At 65.3% G+C, this 25,032-nt stretch carries 20 protein-coding genes and 1 tRNA gene; 12 read left to right on the forward strand and 9 right to left on the reverse strand.

Annotation, left to right across the window (positions count from 1 at the left end; translation table 11 throughout):
* Positions 1 to 40: 40 nt before the first annotated feature.
* The gene (locus tag PHA8399_RS13845; protein ID WP_058286717.1) at positions 41 to 421 is read right to left on the reverse strand and encodes a VOC family protein; all 381 of its coding nucleotides are present in this window, start codon (positions 419 to 421) and stop codon (positions 41 to 43) included.
* Between the two features lie 264 nt (positions 422 to 685).
* Between PHA8399_RS13845 and PHA8399_RS13850 the strand changes: the two genes are divergently transcribed.
* The 9 genes from PHA8399_RS13850 (at position 686) to PHA8399_RS13890 (ending at position 10,708) form a co-directional block, all read left to right on the forward strand.
* Positions 686 to 1,909: an aminotransferase class V-fold PLP-dependent enzyme gene (locus PHA8399_RS13850; protein ID WP_058286718.1), complete on the forward strand. Its 1,224-nt coding sequence runs from the start codon at positions 686 to 688 to the stop codon at positions 1,907 to 1,909.
* A gap of 24 nt (positions 1,910 to 1,933) precedes the next feature.
* A complete protein-coding gene (locus PHA8399_RS13855; RefSeq protein WP_058286719.1) occupies positions 1,934 to 3,358 on the forward strand; it encodes a cryptochrome/photolyase family protein in 1,425 nt (474 codons plus the stop codon).
* Positions 3,359 to 3,439: 81 nt separating this feature from the next.
* Complete coding sequence (locus PHA8399_RS13860; RefSeq protein WP_058286720.1) at positions 3,440 to 4,645, forward strand: SAM-dependent methyltransferase; 1,206 nt, start codon at positions 3,440 to 3,442, stop codon at positions 4,643 to 4,645.
* 29 nt (positions 4,646 to 4,674) lie between these two features.
* Positions 4,675 to 5,115, forward strand: coding sequence for a TrgA family protein (locus tag PHA8399_RS13865; protein ID WP_058286721.1), 441 nt, complete (start codon positions 4,675 to 4,677; stop codon positions 5,113 to 5,115).
* Positions 5,116 to 5,145: 30 nt separating this feature from the next.
* A complete protein-coding gene (locus PHA8399_RS13870) occupies positions 5,146 to 6,270 on the forward strand; it encodes an NUDIX domain-containing protein (RefSeq protein ID WP_058286722.1) in 1,125 nt (374 codons plus the stop codon).
* A 68-nt stretch (positions 6,271 to 6,338) separates the two neighbouring features.
* Complete coding sequence (locus tag PHA8399_RS13875; protein ID WP_058286723.1) at positions 6,339 to 7,373, forward strand: cysteine synthase A; 1,035 nt, start codon at positions 6,339 to 6,341, stop codon at positions 7,371 to 7,373.
* On the forward strand, positions 7,370 to 9,826 hold the full coding sequence (locus tag PHA8399_RS13880) for a DUF3772 domain-containing protein (RefSeq protein ID WP_058286724.1): 2,457 nt from the start codon (positions 7,370 to 7,372) through the stop codon (positions 9,824 to 9,826). The genes PHA8399_RS13875 and PHA8399_RS13880 overlap by 4 nt, the downstream gene beginning before the upstream one ends.
* A complete protein-coding gene (locus PHA8399_RS13885) occupies positions 9,813 to 10,538 on the forward strand; it encodes an alanyl-tRNA editing protein (protein ID WP_058287269.1) in 726 nt (241 codons plus the stop codon). The genes PHA8399_RS13880 and PHA8399_RS13885 overlap by 14 nt, the downstream gene beginning before the upstream one ends.
* Positions 10,539 to 10,618: 80 nt before the next feature.
* Positions 10,619 to 10,708 (forward strand) — tRNA-Ser (locus PHA8399_RS13890).
* 102 nt (positions 10,709 to 10,810) lie between these two features.
* Here PHA8399_RS13890 and PHA8399_RS13895 read toward each other — a convergent pair.
* Positions 10,811 to 11,008, reverse strand: coding sequence for a hypothetical protein (locus PHA8399_RS13895; protein WP_058286725.1), 198 nt, complete (start codon positions 11,006 to 11,008; stop codon positions 10,811 to 10,813).
* Between the two features lie 812 nt (positions 11,009 to 11,820).
* Here PHA8399_RS13895 and PHA8399_RS13900 point away from each other — a divergent pair.
* Positions 11,821 to 14,049 (forward strand): Hint domain-containing protein, encoded by a 2,229-nt coding sequence (locus PHA8399_RS13900; protein ID WP_058286726.1) that lies wholly within the window; start codon positions 11,821 to 11,823, stop codon positions 14,047 to 14,049.
* Positions 14,050 to 14,145: 96 nt separating this feature from the next.
* Here PHA8399_RS13900 and PHA8399_RS13905 read toward each other — a convergent pair whose 3' ends face one another.
* The 7 genes from PHA8399_RS13905 to PHA8399_RS22670 all read right to left on the reverse strand — a co-directional run bounded on the left by PHA8399_RS13905 (position 14,146) and on the right by PHA8399_RS22670 (position 23,168).
* Positions 14,146 to 14,727 (reverse strand): nucleotidyltransferase family protein, encoded by a 582-nt coding sequence (locus PHA8399_RS13905; RefSeq protein ID WP_058286727.1) that lies wholly within the window; start codon positions 14,725 to 14,727, stop codon positions 14,146 to 14,148.
* A 250-nt stretch (positions 14,728 to 14,977) separates the two neighbouring features.
* Positions 14,978 to 17,395, reverse strand: coding sequence for a GcvT family protein (locus tag PHA8399_RS13910; RefSeq protein ID WP_058286728.1), 2,418 nt, complete (start codon positions 17,393 to 17,395; stop codon positions 14,978 to 14,980).
* A 107-nt stretch (positions 17,396 to 17,502) separates the two neighbouring features.
* Positions 17,503 to 19,137 (reverse strand): MFS transporter, encoded by a 1,635-nt coding sequence (locus PHA8399_RS13915; RefSeq protein WP_058286729.1) that lies wholly within the window; start codon positions 19,135 to 19,137, stop codon positions 17,503 to 17,505.
* A gap of 37 nt (positions 19,138 to 19,174) precedes the next feature.
* Positions 19,175 to 20,485: an HlyC/CorC family transporter gene (locus PHA8399_RS13920; protein WP_058286730.1), complete on the reverse strand. Its 1,311-nt coding sequence runs from the start codon at positions 20,483 to 20,485 to the stop codon at positions 19,175 to 19,177.
* 83 nt (positions 20,486 to 20,568) lie between these two features.
* Positions 20,569 to 21,510: a site-specific tyrosine recombinase XerD gene (locus tag PHA8399_RS13925; protein WP_058286731.1), complete on the reverse strand. Its 942-nt coding sequence runs from the start codon at positions 21,508 to 21,510 to the stop codon at positions 20,569 to 20,571.
* Between the two features lies 1 nt (position 21,511).
* Positions 21,512 to 22,996, reverse strand: a complete 1,485-nt coding sequence (locus PHA8399_RS13930) for a hypothetical protein (protein ID WP_244270226.1) — start codon at positions 22,994 to 22,996, stop codon at positions 21,512 to 21,514.
* 22 nt (positions 22,997 to 23,018) lie between these two features.
* Positions 23,019 to 23,168 (reverse strand): hypothetical protein, encoded by a 150-nt coding sequence (locus tag PHA8399_RS22670; protein ID WP_008553546.1) that lies wholly within the window; start codon positions 23,166 to 23,168, stop codon positions 23,019 to 23,021.
* Positions 23,169 to 23,249: 81 nt separating this feature from the next.
* Between PHA8399_RS22670 and PHA8399_RS13935 the strand changes: the two genes are divergently transcribed.
* Together PHA8399_RS13935 and aroB are read left to right on the forward strand one after the other, a co-directional pair.
* Positions 23,250 to 23,840 (forward strand): shikimate kinase, encoded by a 591-nt coding sequence (locus PHA8399_RS13935; RefSeq protein WP_058286733.1) that lies wholly within the window; start codon positions 23,250 to 23,252, stop codon positions 23,838 to 23,840.
* Positions 23,840 to 24,946: a 3-dehydroquinate synthase gene (gene aroB / locus PHA8399_RS13940; protein WP_058287270.1), complete on the forward strand. Its 1,107-nt coding sequence runs from the start codon at positions 23,840 to 23,842 to the stop codon at positions 24,944 to 24,946. Before PHA8399_RS13935 ends, aroB begins: the two co-directional genes overlap by 1 nt.
* The last annotated feature ends 86 nt before the right edge of the window (positions 24,947 to 25,032 follow it).

Genomic DNA, 25,032 nt, shown 5'->3' on the forward strand with positions numbered 1-25,032 from the left:
GCGGAAACGCCCCGGCCGTGCAGCCGGGGCGTTTTATCATTCACTCATTGTATTTGAAGAACCCCAGCGAATTGCCGTCCGGATCGGTGGCATAGAAGAACCGCCCGGGCGGGATGGCGATGGTTTCCGACACAACCTTGCCGCCCGCATCCGTCACCCGCTCCATCACATCTTCCAGCGCGCCCTCAGCGGTCAGGTGCAGCGTCGGGCCGCGGCCGTCGCCTGCGGGTTTGCCGGGATAGAGATGCAGCGCAACACCGGATGCCTCATCTGCGGTCTTGAACATCGCGATGGGGTTGGGGCCGCTGGTGTCGATGCTCAGGTCCGCGCCGGTGACCTTGGAATAAAACGTCACTGCCGCGTCCAGATCGCTTACGGGCAGCTCGCCCCAGACCAGAAAATCCTTGGGGGTAAAGGCCATGTCAAATCCTCCATGTTTGCCTGCGGCCAAAGTCTCATGCCCTAATGTCAGTTTCTGGCATCAGCCGCCGGACTTGACCGCTGCGGGCCCCGGACGCTATCACGCCTGCGTCCTGTGCCGGGAATTCCCGCTTGCAGGGCTGCCTGCGATCCCTCAATCCTTGTGCGGGAGCGCGGCTCGGCTGGAAGACCTGCCATGTTCGGGGAGATCCCTGGCATGTGCCGGCCTTCCCATCGGACCGCAGCGATTGAGGAGAGATTTGCAATGACTGCATTGGATATTGAATTCGTCCGGGCCCAGTTTCCGGCCTTTGCCGAACCCGGTCTTGACGGCCAGGCGTTTTTTGAAAACGCGGGCGGCTCTTACACCTGCCGGCAGGTAATTGACCGGCTCGTCCGGTTTTACACCCAGCGCAAGGTGCAGCCCTATGCGCCCTATGAGGCATCCCGGCTGGGCGGGGAGGAGATGGACGAGGCCCGCACCCGCCTCGCGGCCCTCCTGGGCGTCGCCACGGATGAGCTGAGCTTTGGCCCCTCGACCACTCAGAACACCTATGTTCTGGCGCAGGCCTTCCGCACGTTCATGAAACCGGGCGAGGCCATCATCGTCACAAACCAGGATCACGAGGCCAACAGCGGCCCGTGGCGGCGGCTGGCAGAGGAGGGGATCGAGGTCCGCGAATGGCAGATTGACCCGCAGACCGGCCATCTGGACACGGCCCGGCTGGAAGAACTGCTGGACGAAAAGGTGCGCCTTGTCTGCTTCCCGCATTGCTCCAACGTGGTGGGGGAGATCAACCCGGTGGCGGAGATCACCGCGATGGCGCACGCCGCAGGGGCCTTTGTCTGTGTCGACGGCGTCTCCTACGCGCCGCACGGGCTGCCGAATGTGGATGAACTGGGCGCCGACATCTACCTGTTCTCCGCCTACAAGACCTACGGGCCGCATCAGGGCATCATGGTGATCCGCAGGGCGCTGGGCGAGCTGCTGCCGAACCAGGCGCATTACTTCAACGCTGGCTGCCTCTACAAACGCTTCACCCCGGCAGGCCCGGACCATGCCCAGGTGGCCGCTTCGGCCGGTATGGCGGATTACTTCGAGGCGCTGGCCGCCCATCACGGCCACGCAGGCAGCGCGGCAGAAACCGGTGCCTTCGTTCACGACCTCATGCGCGGGCATGAGATCGTCCTGCTGCAACCGCTGCTGGATGCGGTGAAGGACCGCAACAACGTCCGCCTGCTGGGGCCATCCACCGCTGAGACCCGCGCGCCGACGGTGGCCCTGGCCCTCAACCGTGCTGCGGAACCGGTGGCGGCTCAGCTGGCAGAATTTGGCATCATGGCCGGCGGCGGCGATTTCTATGCCGTCCGCGCGCTGGAGGCGATGGGCATTGATCTAGCCGAGGGCGTGCTGCGTATCAGCTTCACCCATTACACGTCCAAGGCCGAGGTTGCGAAGCTGATCGAGGCGTTGGACCGGGTGCTGTAACGCCAACAGGACAAGGACAACGACATGAGCAGCCGTGCGCCGGTGATCTGGTGGATCAGGCGGGATCTCCGCCTTTGCGACAACCCGGCCCTCACGGCTGCCGCCGAAAGCGGCGCCCCGGTCTTGCCTGTCTATATCCTGGATGAGCAGGACGAGGCGCTGGGCGCGGCGCCAAAGTTCCGCATCGGCCTGGGGCTGGAGCATTTCGGGCAGGAACTGGCCAAGGCCGGCTCCCGCCTGATCCTGCGCCGCGGCAAGGCGCTGGAGGTGCTGCAGGACCTGATCGAAGAAACCGGGGCAGGGGCCGTGCACTGGTCCCGCCTCTATGACCCCCAGGCCATTGCGCGCGACAGCGCAATCAAGCAGCAGCTGAAGCAGCAGGGCGTCGCGGTCAAATCCCACGGCGGCCGGCTGCTGTTCGAACCCTGGACGGTGGAGACCAAGGCCGGCGGCATGTACAAGGTCTACACCCCGTTCTGGAAGGCAGTGCGGGGCCGCAATGTGGACAGCCTGCTGCCCGCCCCCGGAAAACTGGCCGCACCGGACAGCTGGCCTGCCAGCGACGGCTTGGCCGATTGGCACATGGGGGCCGCCATGCGCCGCGGGGCGGATGTGGTTGCCCGGTATTGCCGGGTGGGCGAAGCAGCAGCGCAGGCGCGGCTGGACGACTTCCTGGAAAACAGCGTTGACGCCTACAAGGCCCGCCGCGACTATCCGGCGGAGGATGCAACCTCTGGCCTATCAGAAAACCTCGCCTGGGGCGAAATCAGCCCGCACCGGATGTGGCGCCGGGGCAGCGCAGCGATGGAGCGCGGCAGCCAGGGCGCAGAGCACTTTCTGAAGGAAATCGTCTGGCGCGAGTTCGCCTACCACCTGATGTACAACTCGCCCCACATCCTGACCGAAAGCTGGCGCGAGGAATGGCAGGATTTCCCCTGGTCTAAAAAGATCACCCCGCAGGTGCAGGCCTGGCAGCGCGGGCAGACCGGTTACGGCTTTGTCGATGCCGCCATGCGGGAGCTGTATGTGACCGGCAAGATGCACAACCGGGCCCGGATGATCGTCGCAAGTTTCCTCACCAAACATCTGATGACGCACTGGAAAATCGGCATGGACTGGTTCGCGGACACGCTTGTGGACTGGGACCCGGCCTCCAACGCCCTGGGCTGGCAGTGGGTGGCGGGCTCCGGCCCCGACGCGGCCCCCTTCTTCCGCGTCTTCAATCCCAGCGGCCAGCTGGAAAAATTCGACCCCGAAGGCGCCTACACCGGCCGCTGGATCGCCGAAGGCCAGGACACCCCGCCGCAGACCGCGCTGGACTTTTTTGACGCTGCGCCGCTGTCCTGGGATCTGTCCGCCGGCATGGCGCCTGCGGAGCCGGTTGTCAGCCTGCAGGCGGGCCGGGACCGTGCGCTCACGGCCTATCGCGAGGCCCGCGAAGAGCGCTAACGCACAGTTTTCTTGCCAGAAAGCCCCCTGCGGCCTAGCTTTTCCCTGTAGCACTTCCGTTTTGCGTACAGGGGGAAGCCTATGAAGCTGACGTCGGTTGAAGGTCAGGATAACTTGCCGCGCTACTTTGCAGCGGTGTTTTCCAGGATCAAAGCCATGGAGGTCGGGCAGTTGGATATCCATCTGCCGGACGGGCGCGTCTTTTCGGCCAAGGGGCGCAATCCCGGCCCGGTTGCCGATCTGCATATCCACAACCCGGAGTGCTTTGCCCGGCTGATCCGCGAGGGCGACCTGGGCTTTTCCGATGCCTATCTCGAAGGCTGGTGGAGCACGTCCGACCTGCAGGCCTTCATGGATCTGGTTCATATGGGGGCAAATACTGTCTATGACGGTTTCCCGGGCCGCGGCCTGGCCCGCGCATACGAGCGGTTCCGGTTCTGGCTGCACCGCAACCACCGCCGCCAGGCCAAGAAAAACATCTCCTATCACTACGATCTGGGCAATGAGTTCTACGGAATGTGGCTGGACGACACGATGACCTATTCCAGCGCCCTGTTCCAAAGCGGCCAGGACAGCCTGGAAAAAGCGCAGACCGCCAAATACGCCTCGATGGTGGACCAGATGGGGGTCAAACCCGGCGACCACGTGCTGGAGATCGGCTGCGGCTGGGGCGGGTTCGCCGAGTATGCCGCCGGTCAGCGCGGGCTGCTGGTGACGGGCCTGACGATCAGTAAGGAACAGTTAAGGTTTGCCCGCGAAAGGCTCGAAAAAGCTGGTCTTTCGGACCGGGTGGAGCTGCGGTTGCAGGACTACCGCGACTGCCGCGGCCAGTTCGATGGCATCGCCTCGATCGAAATGTTCGAGGCGGTGGGCGAGAAATACTGGCCCGCCTATTTCAGCACCATCCGCGATCGGCTGAAACCCGGCGGTCAGGCCACCTTGCAGATCATCACCGTCGCCGACCGGCGCTGGGAGGTTTACCGCAAGGGTGTCGATTTCATCCAGAAGCACATCTTCCCGGGCGGAATGCTGCCGTCCCCGAAGGTGCTGCGCGAACAGGTGGAAAGGGCGGGCCTCGGCGTCGTGCGCTCAATCGAATTCGGCGACAGCTACAACCAGACCCTGCGGCGCTGGCATGACACGTTCAATGCCCGCTGGGACCAGATTTCCGGCATGGGCTTTGACGACCGCTTTCACAAGATGTGGAACTTTTACCTCACCTCCTGCGCGGCAGCCTTTAAGACTGGAAATTGCGACGTGACGCAGATTACAGTTGCGCATCGCTGAGTGAACTGCCGCACGGATTTTGACACGACATGCCCACCGGAGCCCGACTGACCGCCGCTATCTGCCTGGGCCTGGTGGCGTTTTTTGCGTCCTTCCTGGTCATGCCGCTGATGCCCGAGGGCACGGATTTCGGCTATTTCGTGCATGTGAATGTGGCGCTGGGGCTGCTGTGCGGCTGGATCTTCATGGGCAGGCGGGCAGGCCGCGGCCTGGTGCCTGCCATCAATAACGGGATCACCGGCATGGCGGTGATGGTGCTTTGGGCGCTGTTCATCCAGGGTGCCTGGGAGATGTTCCGCCTCGCCATGCGGCACCGCTATGACGGCCCGTTTGAGGCGCTGTCGGCGATCTTTGTCATTGCGCTGGACTATTTCTTTGTTATCGCTGTGCCGTCCGTTCTGGTGCCGCTGGCCGTGGGCGGTGTGCTGGCCGGGCTCGCGACCGAAAACGCCTCCCGCCGCTGGCGTTGATTGACATTTCTTAACAACGGGTTACCGACCGTGGCTAATCTCTTTTTCTTTGGCACCCTGCGCCATCTTCCTTTGCTTGAGCTGGTTCTGGGCCGCAGCGGCGAGGCCCTGAACGCACAGCCGGCGGCGCTGCCCGGGCATGGGGTTTACCAGGTCGCGGGGCAGCCGTTTCCTGCGATTGAGGAACGGGCGGGTGCCACCGCTGCCGGTATTCTAGTGCAGGATCTCACGCCCGCCTGCCTGGATGCGCTCAACTTCTACGAGGGCGGCTTTGGCTACGCGCTGAAACCGGTCACCGTGCAGCTGGAGGACGGCAGCACCGCTCCGGCTGAGGTCTATTTCCCCGAACCCGGCCTGTGGCAGACGGCGGAGCCCTGGGATCTGGCGGCCTGGGTGGAGGAGTGGGGCGCGCTGTCCTTGCGCGCCGCCGAAGAGGTGATGGCCTACCACGGCCGCATGAGCGCAGAGGAGGTGGCCCGCTGCTTCCCCTCGGTCCGCCGCCGCGCCGCGGCCTGGCTGGCCGCGCAGGCCCGCCCGGGCGCGCCGGACCGTGATCTGTCCAGGGACGTGGTCGTCCACAGCCACACTCGCGCCTGGCTGAACTTCTTCGCGATGGAGGAGATGGAACTGCAATTCCGCCGCTACGACGGCAGCATGAGCCCGGTGATGCACCGCTCTGCCGCGATGGCGGGCCATGCGGCGGTGGTGCTGCCCTATGACCCGGTCCGCGATCAGGTGCTGCTGGTGGAGCAATTCCGCGCACCCCCCTTCATCATGGGCGAGGCCAGCCCCTGGATGTGGGAGCCGGTGGCGGGTGTGATCGACCCGGGCGAAACGCCCGAGGAAACCGCCATTCGCGAGGCGCAGGAGGAGGCAGGCGTCACCGTTGAGCGGCTGGAAGCCGTGGCGCAGGTCTATCCCTCAAGCGGCGCATTGGCGGAATTTATTCACGTTTTCATAGGCATATCGGACCTTTCTGATGTCAACGGCGGCGGCGGCGTTGCAGGCGAGGGGGAGGATATCCGCAGCAAGATCCTCAGCTATGAGGAGTTGATGCTGGGGGTGGATGACCAGATCTATCAGGACATGCCGCTGGTGACCGCGGCGCTGTGGCTGTCACGCCACCGTGAACGGCTGCGGAACGCACGCTCCTGAGCCGCTTCGCGCCTTGTGAACACCGGGGCGCTTGGTTACATCTTGGGGAACAGATCGAAAGGGATACCATGCGCATTGCACGTGATTTGGCTGATGCCATCGGCCACACACCTCTTATCCGCCTGAACCGCGTCAGCGAAGAGACCGGCTGCGAGATCCTGGGCAAGGCGGAATTCATGAATCCTGGCCAGTCGGTCAAGGACCGGGCGGCGCTCTATATCATCAAGGATGCTGTGGCCCGCGGTGAGCTGAAGCCGGGCGGCACCATTGTCGAAGGCACTGCCGGCAACACCGGCATCGGCCTGGCGCTGGTCGGCGCATCGATGGGCTTCAAGACGGTGATCGTGATCCCGGAAACCCAGTCCGAAGAAAAGAAGGACATGCTGCGCCTGGCGGGCGCCCAGCTGGTCCAGGTGCCTGCGGCGCCTTACAAAAATCCCAACAACTATGTGCGCTATTCCCAGCGTCTGGCGGAAAAACTGGCCCAGACAGAGTCGAACGGCGCGATCTGGGCCAACCAGTTCGACAACGTGGCCAACCGCCAGGCCCATGTGGAAACCACCGGCCCGGAAATCTGGGAACAGACCAGCGGCAAGGTCGACGGCTTTGTCTGCGCTGTCGGCTCCGGCGGCACCCTGGCGGGCGTGGCCGAGGCGCTGCAGCCCAAGGGCGTGAAGATCGGCCTGGCCGATCCGATGGGCGCGGCGCTCTTCTCCTATTACACCACTGGCGAGCTGGCCTCCGACGGCAGCTCGATCACCGAGGGCATCGGCCAGGGCCGGATCACCAAGAACCTGGAAGGCTTCACGCCTGATTTCAGTTATCAGGTGCCGGACGGCGAGGCGCTGCCGTTTGTCTTCGACCTGCTGCACGAGGAAGGCCTGGTGCTGGGCGGCTCCTCCGGCATTAACATTGCAGGCGCTGTGCGCATGGCTAAGGACATGGGCCCGGGCAAGACCATCGTCACCGTTCTGTGCGACTATGGCACCCGCTACCAGTCCAAACTGTTCAACCCGGATTTCCTGCGGGAGAAAGACCTGCCGGTGCCGGAGTGGATGACCCATACGCCTGCGTCCATTCCCGGCGTATTTGAGGACGTATGACAGCTTTCATAACCGCTTTGCGGACTGTTTTGCTGGGGCTGGCCTTCGCGGCCGGCCTCGCTATGCCTGGCCTGGCGCAGCTGAACGCTGAATCCCGGGCTGTTTATCAGGACTGGCTGAAGACCGCCAACCGCGCGGAGGAGGTCATTGACGCCAGACGGGCCTCCAGCGCTGCGCTGGAAACCCTGCGCAAGGAGCTGGCCGGCTACCGGCAGAACTTCCTGGACGCACGCACCGAAAACGGTGACCGTCTTGAGACGCTTGAAGGCCAGCTTGCCGCCCTTGGCGAGCCGCCTGCCGAGGGCCAGAGCGAGCCCGAGGACATCGCCCAGCTGCGCAGCTCGCTGGAGCAGCAGCTGAAAGACCTCAAGGTTCCGCGCATCGTGGCGGAAGAGGCCTTCAGCCGCGCCAACGGCCTGATTTCCGAAATTGACAAGATCATCCGCGAGCGCCGCACCCGCAAGCTGCTGGAGCGCGGCCCGTCGCCTCTGAACCCCGAGAACTGGCCGGGCGCGTGGCGCTCCCTGTCTCGGTCTGCCGGCTCGCTTCTGAATGAAACGGTCATCCGCATTGGCAGCGCCACCACCGCCGAGCGGATTCAGAACAGTCTGCCTGCCTTGCTTCTGCTGCTGGTGATTTCCGCGCTGCTGCTGGCGCGCGGCCGGGCCTGGGCCCATGCGGCGGGCGACTATCTGCGCCAGTTCGGCAGCAGCGGCCGCGGCGTTTGGGGCTTTGTGGTCTCGCTGCTGGAGGTGATCGTGCCTTTCGTCGGCATCCTCCTGCTGGTGGCGGCTGTCGACCTGTCCGGCATACTCGGGTTCCGCGGTGCTGTGCTGCTGGATCACATCCCCGGCTGGGCGCTGCTGATCCTGTCCTTCCATTGGCTGGGCAACCAGCTGTTTTCCGGCCGGATCGAAAACGACCTGGTCCCGGTGCAGGAGGGGCGCCTGAACGAAACCCGGCTGATGGTCGATATCCTGGCGGTGATCCTGGTTCTGCAAGATGCGCTGAGCCTGGTGGAAAACATCGACAACATCCCGGCAGAAGCCCATGCGGTCGCCAGCTTCCCGCTGATCATGGGTGCTGCACTGGTGCTGCTGCGCCTGCACCGGATCGGCGCCAAGCGCCGCCAGCAGCAAAGCGAGGACGATGCGGACGAAGACGGCGCCATTGCTGCCGGTGCCAACCGGGTCATGACGCTGGTGCGCCGCGCCACCTACCTCCTGGGGTTCGTGTCCCCGGTGCTGGCCGCCTTCGGCTATGTCAACGCGGCAGAGGCGCTGATCTATCCGGCGGCTTCCACCTTGGCGCTGCTGGCGGCCCTTTTGGTGCTGCAGCGCTTCCTGGGCGACGTCTACGGCTGGCTGTCCGGAAAGGGTTCTGAGGCACGGGATTCGCTGTTTGCGGTTCTGATCGGTTTCCTGCTGGTAACCTTGGCGCTGCCGCTGCTGGCGCTGATCTGGGGCGCGCGGGTGGCCGACCTGACAGAGCTGTGGTCGCGGTTCCTGGAGGGCTTCCAGATCGGCGGCACCCGGATTTCGCCCACCGCCTTTCTGACGTTCGCCATCGTTTTCGCCATCGGCTACGCCCTGACGCGGCTGGTGCAGGGGTCTTTGCGCAACTCGCTTCTGCCCAAGACCAAGATTGATCCGGGCGGCCAGAACGCGATTACTTCCGGGCTTGGCTATGTCGGCATCTTCCTGGCCGCGGTGGTGGCGATCTCCATGGCGGGCCTCGACCTGTCCTCGCTCGCTATCGTCGCCGGTGCGCTGTCGGTCGGTATCGGCTTCGGCTTGCAGACCATCGTGTCCAACTTCGTCTCCGGCATCATCCTGCTGATCGAGCGTCCGGTCTCCAAGGGCGACTGGATCGAAGTCGGCGGGCTGATGGGATATGTCCGCGACATCTCGGTACGCTCCACCCGGATCGAGACCTTCGACCGCACCGACGTGATCGTGCCGAACTCCGACCTGATCTCGGGCACCGTCACCAACTACACCCGCGGCAACACCGTGGGCCGGGTGATCGTGCCGGTCGGCGTCGCCTATGGCACCGACCCGCGCAAGGTGGAGGCGATCCTGAGCGATATTGCCAAGGGCCATCCGATGGTGCTGCTCAACCCGGCGCCCTCGGTGGTGTTCCAGGGCTTCGGCGCCGATTCCCTCGATTTCGAGATTCGCGCCATCCTGCGCGACGTGAACTGGGTGCTGTCGGTGAAATCCGACTTGAACTATGAAATCGCCAGGCGCTTCCAGGAAGAAGGGGTCGAAATCCCCTTCATGCAGCGCGACATCTGGATCCGCAATCCGGAAGCGCTGGCCCAGGCCCAGGCTGCAAGCACTGCCGAAACGCCCGCATCCGCCCCCGCGGCTGCACCGCCAAAGCCGGATCTGGACGATCTGCAGCACGATCCCGACAACGATGCTGAAGGAGATTCAGATGCCGACAAGTGAGCTTTTGTACCGCAAGGACGCCTATGCCCGGATGACCGAGGCCGAGGTTCTGGCGCAAACGGATCAGGGCGGGATCATCCTCGACCGCACATTGTTTTACGCCACCGGCGGCGGCCAGCCCGGCGACAGCGGCAAGCTGCTGTGGGCGGAGGGGCAATGCAGCATCGCCACCACCGTCAAAGGCGAGGACGGCGTGGTGGTGCTGGTGCCGGAGGAGGGCTCGGCCCTGCCTCCCGTTGGTGCCACGGTGACCCAGGTGCTCGACTGGGACCGCCGCTATGGCCATATGCGGGTGCATACGGCGCTGCACCTTCTGTCCGTGGTTATCCCTTTGGAAGTGACCGGCGGTTCGATCAGCGACGGCAAAGGGCGGCTCGATTTCAACATGCCCGAGGCGCCAGAGGACAAGCAGGCGCTTCAGGACCAGTTGCAGGCGCTCATTGACCGCGATCTGGAGGTGACCGAGGACTGGATCACCGACGCTGAACTGGACGCCAATCCGCAGCTGGTGAAAACCATGTCGGTCTCGCCGCCGCGCGGGGCAGGGAAGGTGCGGCTGGTGCGGATCGGTACCGGACAAGAGCAGATTGACCTGCAGCCCTGCGGCGGCACCCACGTCAAGCGCACCCGCGAGATCGGCAAAATCCGCCTTGGCAAGGTAGAGAAAAAGGGCAAACAGAACCGCCGCGTCTACCTGCATCTGGAGGGCTGAAAAAGATTGGGGGGAAGGCGCATTTTTTGCCATTTCGGCTCTTGCAATTCCCCTGCCAATCCTTCAAAAGCCCCCTCAACGGAGAGGTGGCCGAGTGGTCGAAGGCGCACGCCTGGAAAGTGTGTAGGCGGGAAACCGTCTCCAGGGTTCGAATCCCTGTCTCTCCGCCATAACCCCAGCAGAATGGCACGTTTAGGCCGCCGCAAATGATCCCAGCGCCAGTGCTGTGCGCCGGTTGCTGCGGGTTGTTCGAACCGGTAGCGGCGGCCGGGTCAGTTGGGCCGGACCGCCACCAGAACGACACCCAATTCCTGTTCCAGCTCCTGCAGTTTCTTAAGCTGGTCTTCCGGCAGCGCGGCGGTATCCGCCTCGACCTCGGCCAGCGCAACGACAGGGCTGCCGATATCCTTTTCAAGATCCTGGATCGCGTGGAGCTTCTCCGCTTCGAGCGTGGCGAGGGGGTAGAGCATTGCAGTCTCCTGTCTGTTGATGCGGGTGAGTATAGCCGGTTTTTGGGATCGAGGGAGGGATTGATTGCACGCCGGGCCGCGCGGGCGCGTGGCCGGGGATGGCGCAGTTCCGCGGGCTTTAATAAAGTCTTTGGCGTTTTTAGCTTTCTGGTCAGGCCGCGCTGACCGTCCGGTTAGGGGCTTTGATTCGAAAGAACAGGCGGGCCGGACCGGCATCCGGTGGAAACAAACGCCTGAAATCCCGGGAATTGAGGCCAAATTCCGCCCCATTTCCTACGCAGCGCCGGGCAACCGCAGCGGGTGCCGGCCGCATCCAGCGCTTCAGCCGGTGTTCCGGATGTGGAAACATATACGGCGCAAAGCCGGCCACCGCATGCGGCACTTCGCAAATTTTTCCAGGTTTCGGCATCTGCCGCCCCCGGAAATGGAAACAATGCGGGCGGAAATCCTTCCGCCTCCGGGCGGCTGCCGTGCTTAATGCGAGGAATTTTAGGCAATTTTTTAACTTTGAGGGCCGGGGTGCCTAAAGTATGGATGGATTAGCCCATTTGGGGGGCGAGTTCTGCAAGCTGCTGAACCGTGGTGGACTGCTAAATTTTGAGACAAGTCCCGGTGCTGATTTACGGGCACACCACTGATCAGAAAGCTACGGCCATCCGATTGCGCGTTGTTTCAGCGCGCAAACCAGTGCGCGCGCGCTCTGGCTCCCCATCCGTGTGGGCTGGTGTTCTGACTGCGGCGGACCGCATGGCTGTCCGGCGGACCCGGCAGATGGGGATTTTCGCCTGACCGGTGAGGAGAGGGTAGTGACAATGAGTGACGAGCAGCCGAATCCGGCACGGGACGGGATCGTAGAGGGCACGTCAGGCGATGACCTGATTGACGCGGTCTACACCGGCGACCCGGACGGCGATCTGGTTGACCACGCCGATGCCACCGGCCCGGCGGCAGGACCTGATGATGACGTCATCCTTGGCGGTGCCGGCAACGACAGCATCTATGCCGGCGCAGGCGATGACACCGCCGAGGGCGGCAATGGCGACGACCTGATCCTGGGCGACGGTGTGTCCGGCGCCCCCACAGCGGTCACCATCACAATCGACGGCTCCACTGCAGGCATCACAAATCGGCTGTTCGCCTATACCATTGACCCGCATACCGGTGAAATCAGCAATGTGGTGGTGCTGGCCGAAAACGCCAACGGGAGCGTTGGCAGCAGCTTCACCTACGACGCGCCAGAAGGCGCCATCGTCGGGGTCGGCATCTCCAATGCCAAAGGCACCTATTACTCGTCCGGTTACGGCAGCAACTCGGGCCTTAATCCCGACGGGCTGGTCCACACCCGGGCCTTCGGGCAGAACCCGGATGGCTCCGTGCAGATCGGTTTCGAGGATCTGCCCGGCCTTGGTGATCAGGATTTCAATGACATCACGCTGACCGTCGATCTGGGCGCCTCGGGCACCACCTTTGACAACGCGCACTACGATTACACCTCCGGCCCGCAGGACCCGGTGGCGCCGGGGGACGACCTGCTGTCCGGCGGCTCGGGAGACGACACCATCCTGGGCGGCGGCGGCAATGACACAATCGATGGCGGCGACGGGGCGGATTCTGTGGACGGCGGCAGCGGCGACGATGTGATCGACACGTCCAAGGACAGCGGCGTGCCGCTGCCGGACCGCGGCTTTCCGGGCTACACGGGCACCGGCCCGGATATCCCCTTCATCCCGGCGGATGGGGACCCGTTGGACGACAGGGATACCGTGCTGGGCGGGGCCGGCAATGATACCATCTCGACGGGCGACGATGCCGACCTGATCGACGGCGGCACCGGCATGGATGTGATCGACGGCGGCATCGACGACGACACCATCGACGGCGGCGCGGATGCGGATCTGATCACCGGCAGCGAAGGCTCGGACTCCCTCCTCGGCGGCGGCGGCGATGACACCATCTTTGGCGGCCTGAACCCGGCTTTCTCGGACGGGCTGAACATCACCGATGACGGCAGCGACGGCCGCCCGGCGGACCCCGATCCCGCCAACGGGATGGACACGATCCACGGCGGCGCCGGGAACGACCTGATCTATGGCCAGGATGACGACGACGAAATCTATGGCGGCACCGGTGATGACACCATCGACGCAGGCATCGACGACGATTTGGTCGATGGCGGTGCCGGCAACGATCTGATCACCGGCGGCCACGGGGCGGACACCCTGTCCGGCGGTGACGGCCGCGACACCTTCCTCGGCGGCACAGCCGGCGACGTGGTGGATGGCGGTTCGGGCGGCGACGACTTCGATACCCTGGACCTGAGGGGCTCCGGCCGGTTTGAGCTGGCCGGCGTGACCGAGGATGCGGATGGCAACAGCCTCTCGGGCACCGTCAACTTCCTCGACAGTAACGGCGCTGTAACCGGCTCCATGACCTTTGGCGAGATCGAGCAGATCATTCCCTGCTTCACGCCGGGCACTCTGATCGCCACTCCGCTGGGCGAACGCCGGGTCGAGGACCTGCAAGCGGGCGACCGGGTGATCACCCGCGACAACGGCATTCAGGCGATCCGCTGGATTGGCGCGCGCACGCTGGAAGGCCGCGATCTGGCCGGTGCCTCGCATCTGCAGCCAGTGGTGATCTGCAAGGGAGCCCTCGGCAACGGCCTGCCGGAGCGCGACATGATGGTCAGCCCCAACCACCGGGTGCTGGTTGCCAATAACAAGACCGCTCTCTACTTCGAGGACCGCGAGGTTCTGGTGGCGGCCAAGCATCTGACCGGCCTGGCTGGTGTCGGCCATGTGGAGGTGTCCAAGGTCACCTATATCCACTTTATGTTCGACCAGCACGAAGTGGTCTTGTCCGATGGCGCCTGGACCGAGAGCTTCCAGCCCGGCGACCATTCCCTGCGCGGTTTGGACAATGCCCAGCGCAACGAGCTGTTTGAGCTGTTTCCGGAGCTGAAGTCGGAACAAGGCCGCGCGGCCTATTCTGCGGCGCGCCGGTCTCTGCGCAAACACGAGGCGCATCTGCTTGTGCACTGACAGGTGCAGCTGCCGTTTTGGGGGAAACGGTGGACAAGAGCGAAGCGCAGGAAGGCAGGGCTTTGTGCCCTGCCTTCTCTGTTTGTACGCTGCGGGTCAGCGGCGGCGGCGCCAGGCGGCCCAGTCTTCGGGCGTGTCCAGGTCGGTCAGCGCGCGGCGGCCGGGCAGGGCAACCGGCAGCACGTTGTCCCGCGTCAGCAGGCTGCGGGCGCCCTGATCGCCGCTGAGGGCCTGCAAGGCATCAAAACAGCGGCGCGGGAACAGCACCGGATGGCCCGGGGTTCCGTCCTCGCCGGTGGCGCGCAGGATGGGGCCGCTGCCGCCGCCGAACAGTGCCGCCAGATGCAGCATGTCGCGGGTCTCAACCTCCGGCATGTCGGCAGGCAGGATCATCACGCCTTCGCAGCCTTCGGGCAGCGCCGCCACGCCGCGGCGGATCGAGGCGCCCATGCCTTCGGCCGCGTCCGCAACCGCAACGGGCGCTGACGTGCCGATGGCGGCGGCGCGGGGATGGGTCATGCCGGGCAGAGTCACATAGACCGGCAGCCCGGTCAGCGCGGCGCGGCGGGCCATCAGCGACAGCAGCGGCTGGCCGTCCACCGTCTCCATCAGCTTGTCGCGGCCCTGCATCCGGGCGGAGGCGCCAGCAGCAAGCAGGAGGATCGCGATGGCGGTCATGAAATCCCGGTCCTTTGGTCTGGGGGCGAGGCCGGATGCCTCCGGCGGGGATATTTTAGCCAGAAGAAGAGGCGGATCCAGAGAAAGACGCATAGGTCAGCAAGATTGACCGAATGTTTCGCGCGCGAAACATTCGGGTGTGGCCGCTGACCTATGTGTTGCGCGGGTTTCGCAGTGTCAGCGCGCGCTGGTGTGGCAACAGCGCGGATTCAGGTCAGGCGGGCTGACCTGAATCCGGTGCTTTTGGGCCTCAGCCGCGCATCCGGGCGCCGTCGGCGTCGAACAGCGGCTGGGTGATCAGGCGGGCCTTGTACATCTTGCCGAGGATTTCGATTTCCACTTCCAGGTTTTCCCTGGCTGTCCCCGTGGGGACAAACCCCAGCGCGATGGATTTCTGCGCGTGGTGCGAATAGCCGCCGGAGGTGCAGAAGCCTACCACTGCGCCATCGAGCCAGATCGGTTCATAGGCGACCACATCTGCGTCGTCTGCCTCCACCTCAAAGGCGCAAAGCCGGCGGGCTGGCCTCGCGTCGCGTTCGGCCTCAGCTGCAGCGCGGCCAATGAAATCAACCGGCTTTTTGAAAGAGATAAAGCGGTCCAGCCCGGTTTCCGCTGCAGTGTAGTCGGGCGAGAACTCGCGCAGCCAGGAGCCAAAGAACTTGTCCAGGCGCAGCGACATCATGGCCCGCATGCCGAAGGGCTTCATGCCGAGGGGCTCGCCAGCGGTCCAGAGTGCGTCCCACAGGGCGCGCTGGCTGGGCAGGCCGCAGTAGATCTCATACCCCAGATCGCCGGTGTAGCTGACCCGCTGCACGATGCAGTCGGCCATGCCCACGGTCAGGCGGCGCACGTCCATGAAGCGCATGTCAGAGATGTCTGCCCGCGTGCAGGCTTGCAGCACCGCGCGCGCCTTGGGGCCTGCGATCTGGAAACCGTTGCGGGTGTCGGAGATGTTTTCCAGGCTGACACCCTCGTCCAGGTTCTGCAGGAACCAGCGCATGTGGTAGGCCTGCGCGCCGTAAGAGGCGGTGAGCTGGAATTCCTGTTCCGAGAGGCAGGAGATGGTGAAGTCCCCGATCAGGCGGCCCTTGGGCGACAGCATCGGGGTCAGCGACAGGCGGCCCGGCTGCGGCACCCGGCCCGCCATGATGCGGTCGAGCCAGGCGCGGGCGCCTGCACCCTTGACCAGGTATTTGCCGAAATTGTGGACCTCGTTGATGCCGGCATTTTCGCGCACGGCTTTGACTTCGCGCGCGGTGGCCTCAAAGGCGTTGGAGCGGCGGAAGGACGGGGTCTCGTAGCGCGGCTCATCCCCTTCGGCGAAGTAGTTCGGGACCTCAAGCCCGTATTGCGCGCCCCAGACCGCGCCCATGCCATCGAAGATGTCGTGCATCGGGGTGGTGCGGAACGGGCGGGCGGCGGGCAGTTCCTCGTTCGGGTAGGCGATGGAGAAGCGTTTCTGATAGTTTTCAATGACTTTGGGCCGTGTATAGCCCGGAGTGATCCAGTCGCCGAAACGGGCGCAGTCCATCGCAAATGTGTCGCGCTCGCATTCGCCCTCGACCATCCACTGGGCCAGCATCAGGCCGACGCCGCCGCCCTGGGAGAAGCCGGCCATCACCGCGCAGGCGGACCAGTAATTGCGCATGCCCGGCACCGGGCCGACCAGCGGGTTGCCGTCGGGGGCAAAGGTGAAGGGGCCGTGGATCACTGATTTGACGCCCGCGGCCTCCAGCGCCGGGAAGCGTTTGTAGGCAAAGGCGATCGCGTCTTCGATCTTGTCAAAGTCATCGGGCAGCAGTTCGTGGCCGAAGTCCCAGGGGGTGCCGTCGACCGCCCAGGGCTTGCAGGGCTGTTCGTAGAAACCGATGCAGAGGCCGCGGCCCTCCTGCCTCAGGTAGCTTTCGCCGGCCGGGTCCATCACATGCGGATGCTCGCCGCCTGCGTCGATGATCTCGGCGATCATCGGCACTTCGTCGGTGACGATGTACTGGTGTTCCATCGGGTGCAGGGGCATGTAGACGCCGGCCATCGCGCCGACCTCCCGCGCCCAGAGGCCGCCTGCGTTGACGACGTGTTCGGCGTGAATGGTGCCCTTTTCAGTGACCACATCCCAGGTGCCGTCCGGGCGCTGGTTGGTCTCGATAACCTTGCAATGGGTCTCAATCGTGGCGCCGCCCATGCGCGCGGCCTTGGCATAGGCGTGGGTGGTTCCTGAGGGGTCGAGGTGGCCGTCGAGCGGGTCATACAACCCGCCGATAATGCCGTCCACGTTGGTGACGGGGGCGATCTTCTTGATCTCCTCGGGGGAGACGATTTCGGTTTCCAGCCCCATGAAGCGGTGCTTGGCGCGCTCTGCCTTCAGCATGTCGAAGCGTTCCTGGGTCTCGGCCAGGGTGACGCCGCCGACGTGGTGGAGGCCGCAGGACATGCCGGTGATCGCTTCCAGCTCCTTGTAGAGCTTGATGGTGTAGCCCTGCAGCGCCGCCATGTTGGTGTCGCCATTGAGGGTGTGAAACCCGCCCGCCGCGTGCCAGGTGGAGCCGCTGGTCAGCTCGGACCGTTCGATCAGCATGACGTCGGACCAGCCGAGCTTGGTCAGGTGGTAGAGGACAGAGCAGCCGACGACGCCGCCGCCGATCACTGCCACGCGGGTGGTGGTTTTCATGTGGGCCTCCCTGATAGGCGTTTCCTGCATTCTGTACATAAGTGAACAGTAGTCCAGAAGAAAAACCGCCCTGCGTGACACCGCAGACAGGGCGGGCGGCGGCAGGGTTATTCTGAGGTGCGGAAGCGGCTGTTCTGGATGACGAAAATCGCGGTGAGCGGCGCGGCCAGGAGGATCACGCCAACGGTGATCAGCAGCATGCCCAACTGGGAATAGTCGGCGGGCGTGGTGATGGTGCCGGCCGAATCTGTGACTTCGCGCGTGACCACGAAGATCTCGTTCAGGTATTTGGTGCCCAGGCTGGAGGCCGAGAGCGCCAGATTGGTGAAGGAGGCCATGACCGCAAAGAAGGTCGCCTTGAGCCCCGACGGCGCGTTGCGGGCGATCCAGGCGAGCATCGGAATCATCGCGACCTGGCCCAGCGGGGATTCCACCGCGGTGTCGACAAGGGCGATGAAGCGGGCATCGACCACGCCGCCGGTCATTGCAGCAGTCCAGTGGTGGGCGCCGTAGTAGAGCGCGATGTTGGGCAGGCTGAGAACGGCCTCGGTGATCGCCAGAAATGCAACAATCCAGGCAATCGGGCGGCTGGCCATCATCGGGCGGAAGATCAGCATGCCCGCCAGCGTCAGCAGCGAGGTGATGAGGGACAGGAGCGACAGAAATTGCTGATCAAATCCCAGCACGTCGATCTCGAACCAGGTGGCGCCGGGGCCGCGCAGGGGTGTGGCGCGGTAGACGAAGATGATGATGGCGGTACCGATCAGGGCGCGGGCCTGATCGGTGGGCAGCACCGCCACCAGCTGGCGCATCAGGAACAGCACGATGGCCATGGAGCCGGCAAAGACGATTTCCTGCGAATAAGGCACATCGCCCAGACCCACGGCCAGCGACAGCGCAACAAAGGCGCCGCCGCCGATGAAATACCAATAGTTCGGCGCAACCGGTTCGCGCGGGAGTTCGATGCGGCTGCGGATCTCATGCTCCGCGACACCAGCCCGGCGCAGCCGCGCAGCCTTGCGCCACTTTTGCCAGATCGCCAGCGCCACACCAGACAGCGAGATCACCGGGATCAGCAGGGCGAGGGTGAATACAAAGCCGTAAAGCGCGCCCTTCTCCGGCTGCGGCAGCGCGCCGGCGCCGTCAAACAGGGCGACGTTCAAGGCGGCGGCAGCGCTGGAGCCGCCGATCAGCGCGATGCGCCCGAAGGTCTGCATGGTGGTGTGCAGGGATTTGGTCTCGGTCTCGGGCAGGGGATTGCCGCGGGCGTCGGTGTGGGGCACCGCCTCGACCGACATCGCGTCGGCCACCACGTCCTGCAGCACGAACCCGCAGGGGGCCAGCAGCGCGGCGGTGACATACCAGGCCCCCAGCGGCATCAGCGCGCCCATCATCTGCGGCTCCAGCACCATCGCGGCCAGAATGCCGTAGCTGCCGGCCATCAGCCCTGCACCGGCAAGGATCAGCAGGTATTTCCAGCGCCAGATCAGGTCGACCAGATGCCCCAGCGGCATTTTCAGCGCCCAGGGCAGGCCCACCCAGAACGCCAGACCCGCCAGAAAGGCGGCGGAGAAGTCCAGGTATTCCTTGACGAAAAACGAGGCGGCGACGGTGGTGATGCCCTGCGCGCCGTAGGCGAAATAGATCAGCAGCGGCGGCAGGAAGGACCAGCGGAGCTGGCGGAACAGCTCCAGCACAACCCTGTCAAAGCCATTCCAGGCCAGCGCCGCCGCACGCGTCACGGCTGTACCTGACAGATGCCGGGACGCATTCCAGAGATCATGACAGGGGCCGGATCCTGAGCCCGGTGACCCGGTTGCCCTCCCGCTCGGTCACCTCGAAGCGGAAGCCGTGGAAGGAGAACACCTGGCCCTTGGTGGGGATCATCTGCGCCTCGTGGATCACCAGGCCGGCAATGGTGTTGGCCTCGTCATCCGGCAGGTTCCATTCTGTGGCGCGGTTCACGTCGCGGATGGTGGCGGCACCGTCAACCAGGTAGGAGCCGTCAGGCGTTTTCTTGACGATGCTCTCCTCGTCCGGGTCGAATTCGTCGGTGATCTCGCCGACGATCTCTTCCAGAATATCCTCCAGCGTGATCAGCCCCTGCAGGGCGCCGTATTCATCCACCACCAGCGCGAAGTGCGAGCGCATCCGCAGGAACTGGCGCATCTGCTCGTCCAGTGTGGTGGTTTCCGGCACGAAATAGGGGGCCTTGGCGACTTCGGTGATGTCAAAGGATTTGAGCCGTCCGGTGTCGCCGCCGGCGCCGCCGGCCTCAGTGTACATCGTCCGGAACAAATCCTTGGCGTGGACCACGCCGATGATGTTTTCCTGCTCGCCGCGGAACACCGGCAGGCGGGTGTGCTGGCTTTGCAGGCATTGTTCCAGAATGGTTTCCGGCTCCGCATCCGCGTCGATCATCTCGATGTTGGAGCGGTGCAGCATGATTTCCTCGACAAAGCGGTCGGACAGGTCAAGCGCGCCCAGGATGCGGTCGCGGTCCTCTTTCTCAACAACGCCTTCGGAATGGCCCAGGTGCAGGGCGCCAGCAATCTCTTCGCGCACCGCCATGATGTGGCTGTCCGGGTCGATCCGCACCCCGAAGATGCGCAGCACGCCGCGCACCAGCAGCCGCACGGTGCCGACCACCGGCGACAGCACGGTGACCAGGAAGCCGATCACCGGGGCGACGGCGGCGGCGGCCTTTTCAGAGTTGGAAATGGCGTAAGTCTTGGGCAGCACCTCGGCAAAGATCAGCACCAGAAGGGTCATCACCACGGTCGCGAGCGCCACGCCGCCCTCGCCGAAGGCGCGGGTGAACAGCGCGGTGGCGAGCGAGGCTGCAAGGATGTTGACCAGGTTGTTGCCCAGCAACACCGAGCCGATCAGCCGTTCGTTGTCTTCGGTAATCTTGAGCGCGAGCTGAGCGCCGCGTGAGCCCTTGTCGGCCTGGCTGCGCAGCTTCCCGCGCGAGGCGGCGGTCAGCGCAGTTTCCGAGCCCGAGAAGAAGCCGGAAAGCACAAGCAGCAGCACGATGGCCCCGGCAGTGGTCCAAAAGGCGCTGTCGAGTACTGTGGTGGCGGTGTCCATGAGAGGTCCAGAGATCCGATCGGTTGAATGTTCCCCGTAGTTATGGGGTCTTAGAGACGGCGCTTCAAGTTCTGCGGGCGCCGTCAGCCGCGCTTGGCCAGCGGGTGATGCTCCAGCACCAGTTCCTGCAGCCGGGCGTCCAGCACATGGGTGTAGATCTCGGTGGTGGCAATGTCGGCGTGCCCCAGCAGCGCCTGGATGGCGCGCAGGTCGGCGCCATTGGCCAGCAGGTGGGTGGCAAACGCATGACGCAGGGTGTGCGGCGTGACCTTATCCGGCGAAACGCCTCCGGTCACGGCCAGCTCCTTGATCAGCAGATAGAACCGGTGCCGGGTCAGGTGGCCGGATTTGCCGCGCGAGGGGAACAGGAACCGCGAGGCCGGATTGCCCTTCAGCTCGCGGTCGTCCTCCGCTGCGTCGCGCACCAGCAGCCATTGCGCCAGCGCCTCGCGGGCGGCCGGCGACAGCGGCACCATGCGTTCCTTGCCGCCTTTGCCCAGGATCAACAGCATCCGCGGGTCGCCGCGGGCGGCGGAGACCGGCAGCGAGACCAGTTCTGTCACCCGCATGCCGGTGGCATAAAGCAGCTCCATCAGGCAGGTATTGCGCAGCCGGTCGGCCTCGCTGCGGCCGGTCTGGCGGGCGGCGTCCAGCAGGCGGTCGACCTCGATCACCTCCAGCGTTTTCGGCAGCCTTTTTTCGCGCCCCGGACCGCGGATCTGGATGGCGGGGTTGTCCTGCCGCCAGCCTTCCTCAAAGGCGAAACGGTAGATCTGCTTGACCGCCGACAGCCGCCGCGCCCGGGTGGAGCGGGCCAGGCCTTGCGCGTCGCAACTGATCAGATAGGCCTCGATATCGTCCTGGGAGGCGGTGCTGAAATCCAGCGAGCGGTGCTCCAGCCAGCCGGTCAGGTCCTTGAGATCGCGGCCATAGGCCAGGAGCGTGTTCTGCGAGGCGCCGGTCTCTGCGGCCTGGGCATCGAGAAAAGTGGAAATCCATTGGAAATTCGCAGCGGGGGCAGGCATGTCACTGCCGCTCCAGCAGCATCAGCTGGAGCGAGGCGCGCCGGGCGGTGTCCTCCAGCCCGACAGCGCGGAAAGCGGCCAGCGCTGCAGTCAGATCGCCCAGGTTGCCGTCGGAGCCTTGCGCAAACAGCACCATGCTGCGCAGGATCGCCTCGCCTAGCTGCCCGTTGTCCAAGAGCTGCCGGATCCTGTCCGGAACCGGCGGTTCAGCGGCAAACCCCAGCGCGATGGCTTCGGCCAGCGGCGACGGGGCCGGGGCATCGCCGGGGCGTCCGCGGGCGAGGGCTGCCAGGAACTGTTCCAAGGCACCCGCCGCAGGGGCGTCATCCGCGGCAAGCTCATAAAGCGGCGACAGCAGGCGGATGCGCCAGGCCAGCGCCTCTTCCGCGCCGGTCAGCTCTGCCCGGGCCAGCGGTTCCGCAAAGAGGTCGGCGAAGACGGTTTCGGTGCCCGCCTGCTGCATCGCCTCCCAGGCGCGGGGCAGGGAGGCGGCCAGCGCGCCAGCGTCGCCGGAATTCAGATCGTGCTCCAGCTTCTGCACCGCGGCCACCCGGTCCCATATGCCGCCCGACGCGGCCGGTTTGCGGTCGCTGAACAGGCCAAGGTACTGGTTGGGGTTCAGCGCACCGCCGCGGGCCAGCCGCTCTGCCGCCTCCAGCTGCGCCTTCCAGCCGGCAATGTCGCGCAGGTCCGCCGCGGCAAAGGCCGGCGGCAGCGGCGCCGTGGGCATCGGCTCGCCAATGGTTTCGAACAGGCGGAACGCCAGCGGGTCCGGCTGCGCGGGGTGGCTCAGCGGCGGCGCCATCTCGAACAGGTCGGGGTTCAGGAACCGATCCAGCAGGTCCATCCGCTCCTTTGGCAGCAGCTCCAGCGCGTGGGCGGTCTCCAGCATCAGCGCCGCGGTCGGCCAGTCGCCGCGCCGCGCGGCGCAGAAGATCCTGGCGTCATAGCTGTCCGCCAGATGCGGCGCGGCGGCAAGCGCCTTGCAGGAGCCATCCTCGCTGCCGGTCAGCAGCGTGGCGTTGAACCAGCGGGCAAAGCGCTCCTTGCTGGCGGCGGGGCCTGCGTGCTCCGCCAGCGCCTGCGACGGGTCCGCAGCCCCCAGCGCCAGCAGCCGGTCCAGCCGGGCCAGCAGAATCCGGTCGCTGGACTCGGCGGGCGGGCGGCTTTCGGACAGCAGCAGCGTGAACAGCAGCGCCTGCATTGCCGCGCTGCCGCGCACCGGCACGGTTTCGATCATCTGGGCGATGTCATCCGCACTGCTGCCACGCCACATGTCCGGCGGCAGCCCGGTGGCCGCGGCCGGCACCAGCCCGACGGGCGGCTTAAGTGCCTCCAGCGGGGTGACAGACACCGGCGGCACCGTGGCAGTGCCCGAGACCGGCGGCTCCAGCAGCACGGTGCCGGGCAGCCCGCTGCGCGGCAGCGGCTGGTTCAGCCAGTCGATCGCTGCCAGGGGCTCATTGGCGAGGGCACTGCCTGCCATCATAACCCCTGCGGCAGCCGCTTTAATCCGCATTCAGCACCACCGGCTTGCGCACTTCGGTGCTGGGCGCGCGGAAATCGGCGCCGAACCACGGCCCGACATAGGCGTAGCCGACCAGCCCGATCCCGGCGAGAAGTACCAAATAGACCAGATACTTAATCAATCGCCCCATAACGTGTCCAATGCCTGTTTCCTGCTCTTTTGACCAAGTTATATATTCCCTTTTGCGCAAGATCACGTCATTCACTGAAGAATGAGCGAAAAAGAGCAAATCAGCGGCCAGAAGGCAGCAGGCCCGGCGCCTGGGAAACTGAAGAAAACCATCGTGATGGTGGGGATGATGGGAGCCGGCAAAACCGCTGTGGGGCGGGCGCTGGCGGCCCGGCTGAATGTGCCCTTTCTGGACAGCGACCATGAAATCGAGGCCGCTGCCAACATGACCATCCCGGAGATCTTTGCCCGCGACGGTGAGCCGTTTTTCCGCCAGAAGGAGCGTCAGGTGATCGCCCGCCTGCTGGAGGAGGAGCGCGGCGTGCTGTCGACGGGCGGCGGCGCCTTCCTGGCGCAGGAAAACCGCGAAGTGATCACCGCCAAGGGGGTCTCTGTCTGGCTGGATGCCGGCCTTGATGTGCTGTGGAACCGGGTCCGCCACCGCGACACCCGGCCGCTGCTGCGCACCGCCGATCCCTATGCGACGCTCAGGGGCCTGTACGAGCAGCGGGTGCCGCTTTATGCCAAGGCCGACCTGACCGTTGCCTCCGACGGCCAGGCCGCGATCGAAACCATGGTTGACCGCGTGCTCGACGCCTTGAAGGCACGCCCCGACGTACTGGAGTGGAAATGATGGAACGCACGGTTCACGTGCCCCTGGGCGAACGCGCCTATGACGTGGTGATCGGGCCCGGGCTGCTGGCGCAGGCGGGCGAGCGGATCAAGCCGCTGCTGAAGCGGCCGCAGGTGGCGGTGCTGACCGACGAGACCGTGGCGGAGAAGCATCTGGACGCCTTGCGTGCCGGGCTGGCGGCTGCCGGGATTGAAATGACTGCGCTGGCGCTGCCGCCGGGCGAGGCGACCAAGGGCTGGCCGCAATTCACCCGGTCGGTGGAGTGGCTCCTGGAGCAGAAGGTGGAGCGGGGCGACGTGGTTGTCGCCTTTGGCGGCGGGGTGATCGGCGACCTGGCGGGGTTCGCGGCCGCCGTGCTGCGCCGCGGGGTGCGCTTCGTGCAGATCCCGACCTCGCTGCTGGCGCAGGTCGACAGCTCGGTCGGCGGCAAAACCGGCATCAACGCACCGCAGGGCAAGAACCTGATCGGCGCCTTCCATCAGCCCTCGCTGGTGCTGGCCGACACTTCGGTGCTGGAGACGCTGCAGCCGCGCGATTTCCTGTCCGGCTATGGCGAGGTTGTGAAGTACGGCCTGCTGGGCGATGCCGCTTTCTTTGCCTGGCTGGAGGACAACGGCCCGGCCCTGGCTGCCGGCGATGCGGCTGCGCGGGTCGAGGCGGTGGCGCGCTCGGTGCAGATGAAAGCGGATATCGTGGTGCGCGACGAGACCGAGCAGGGCGACCGGGCGCTGCTGAACCTCGGCCATACCTTCTGTCACGCGCTGGAGGCGGCGACCGGGTATTCGGACCGGCTGCTGCACGGCGAGGGGGTGGCCATCGGCTGCGCGCTGGCGTTTGAGCTGTCGGCGAAGCTGGGCCTGTGTTCGCAGGAGGACCCGAGCCGGGTGCGGGCGCATCTGAAGGCGATGGGGATGAAGACCGATCTGGCGGATATCCCCGGCGAGCTGCCGGGTGCCGAGGCGCTGCTGGAGCTGATGGGCCAGGACAAGAAGGTGGTCGCGGGCCAGCTGCGGTTCATCCTGGCGCGCGGCATCGGTGAGGCCTTTGTGACCGGAGATGTGCCGCCGGACCAAGTGCTGTCGGTTCTGCGCAGCGCCGGAGCCTGACCGGCGGTGTGGGCCCGCTGAGACAGAATACGCAATCAGGGCAGCCGTTGCGGCTGCCCTGTTTTTTTAGCGCCAGCGGCGGCGGC

It is taken from the genome of Leisingera aquaemixtae (assembly GCF_001458395.1).
GTDB classification, from domain to species: Bacteria; Pseudomonadota; Alphaproteobacteria; order Rhodobacterales; family Rhodobacteraceae; genus Leisingera; species Leisingera aquaemixtae.

What these genes read in the sequence shown, in the direction of transcription:
- PHA8399_RS13935 (WP_058286733.1), top strand. Translation starts at nt 23,250, where the DNA reads ATGAGCGAAAAAGAGCAAATCAGCGGCCAGAAGGCAGCAGGCCCGGCG.
- PHA8399_RS13880 (WP_058286724.1), top strand. Translation starts at nt 7,370, where the DNA reads ATGACAGCTTTCATAACCGCTTTGCGGACTGTTTTGCTGGGGCTGGCC.
- PHA8399_RS13850 (WP_058286718.1), top strand. Translation starts at nt 686, where the DNA reads ATGACTGCATTGGATATTGAATTCGTCCGGGCCCAGTTTCCGGCCTTT.
- PHA8399_RS13895 (WP_058286725.1), bottom strand. Translation starts at nt 11,008, where the DNA reads ATGCTCTACCCCCTCGCCACGCTCGAAGCGGAGAAGCTCCACGCGATC.
- PHA8399_RS13885 (WP_058287269.1), top strand. Translation starts at nt 9,813, where the DNA reads ATGCCGACAAGTGAGCTTTTGTACCGCAAGGACGCCTATGCCCGGATG.
- PHA8399_RS13845 (WP_058286717.1), bottom strand. Translation starts at nt 421, where the DNA reads ATGGCCTTTACCCCCAAGGATTTTCTGGTCTGGGGCGAGCTGCCCGTA.
- PHA8399_RS13920 (WP_058286730.1), bottom strand. Translation starts at nt 20,485, where the DNA reads ATGGACACCGCCACCACAGTACTCGACAGCGCCTTTTGGACCACTGCC.
- PHA8399_RS13900 (WP_058286726.1), top strand. Translation starts at nt 11,821, where the DNA reads ATGAGTGACGAGCAGCCGAATCCGGCACGGGACGGGATCGTAGAGGGC.
- PHA8399_RS13910 (WP_058286728.1), bottom strand. Translation starts at nt 17,395, where the DNA reads ATGAAAACCACCACCCGCGTGGCAGTGATCGGCGGCGGCGTCGTCGGC.
- PHA8399_RS13855 (WP_058286719.1), top strand. Translation starts at nt 1,934, where the DNA reads ATGAGCAGCCGTGCGCCGGTGATCTGGTGGATCAGGCGGGATCTCCGC.
- PHA8399_RS22670 (WP_008553546.1), bottom strand. Translation starts at nt 23,168, where the DNA reads ATGGGGCGATTGATTAAGTATCTGGTCTATTTGGTACTTCTCGCCGGG.
- PHA8399_RS13930 (WP_244270226.1), bottom strand. Translation starts at nt 22,996, where the DNA reads ATGGCAGGCAGTGCCCTCGCCAATGAGCCCCTGGCAGCGATCGACTGG.
- PHA8399_RS13860 (WP_058286720.1), top strand. Translation starts at nt 3,440, where the DNA reads ATGAAGCTGACGTCGGTTGAAGGTCAGGATAACTTGCCGCGCTACTTT.
- aroB (WP_058287270.1), top strand. Translation starts at nt 23,840, where the DNA reads ATGGAACGCACGGTTCACGTGCCCCTGGGCGAACGCGCCTATGACGTG.
- PHA8399_RS13875 (WP_058286723.1), top strand. Translation starts at nt 6,339, where the DNA reads ATGCGCATTGCACGTGATTTGGCTGATGCCATCGGCCACACACCTCTT.
- PHA8399_RS13925 (WP_058286731.1), bottom strand. Translation starts at nt 21,510, where the DNA reads ATGCCTGCCCCCGCTGCGAATTTCCAATGGATTTCCACTTTTCTCGAT.
- PHA8399_RS13905 (WP_058286727.1), bottom strand. Translation starts at nt 14,727, where the DNA reads ATGACCGCCATCGCGATCCTCCTGCTTGCTGCTGGCGCCTCCGCCCGG.
- PHA8399_RS13865 (WP_058286721.1), top strand. Translation starts at nt 4,675, where the DNA reads ATGCCCACCGGAGCCCGACTGACCGCCGCTATCTGCCTGGGCCTGGTG.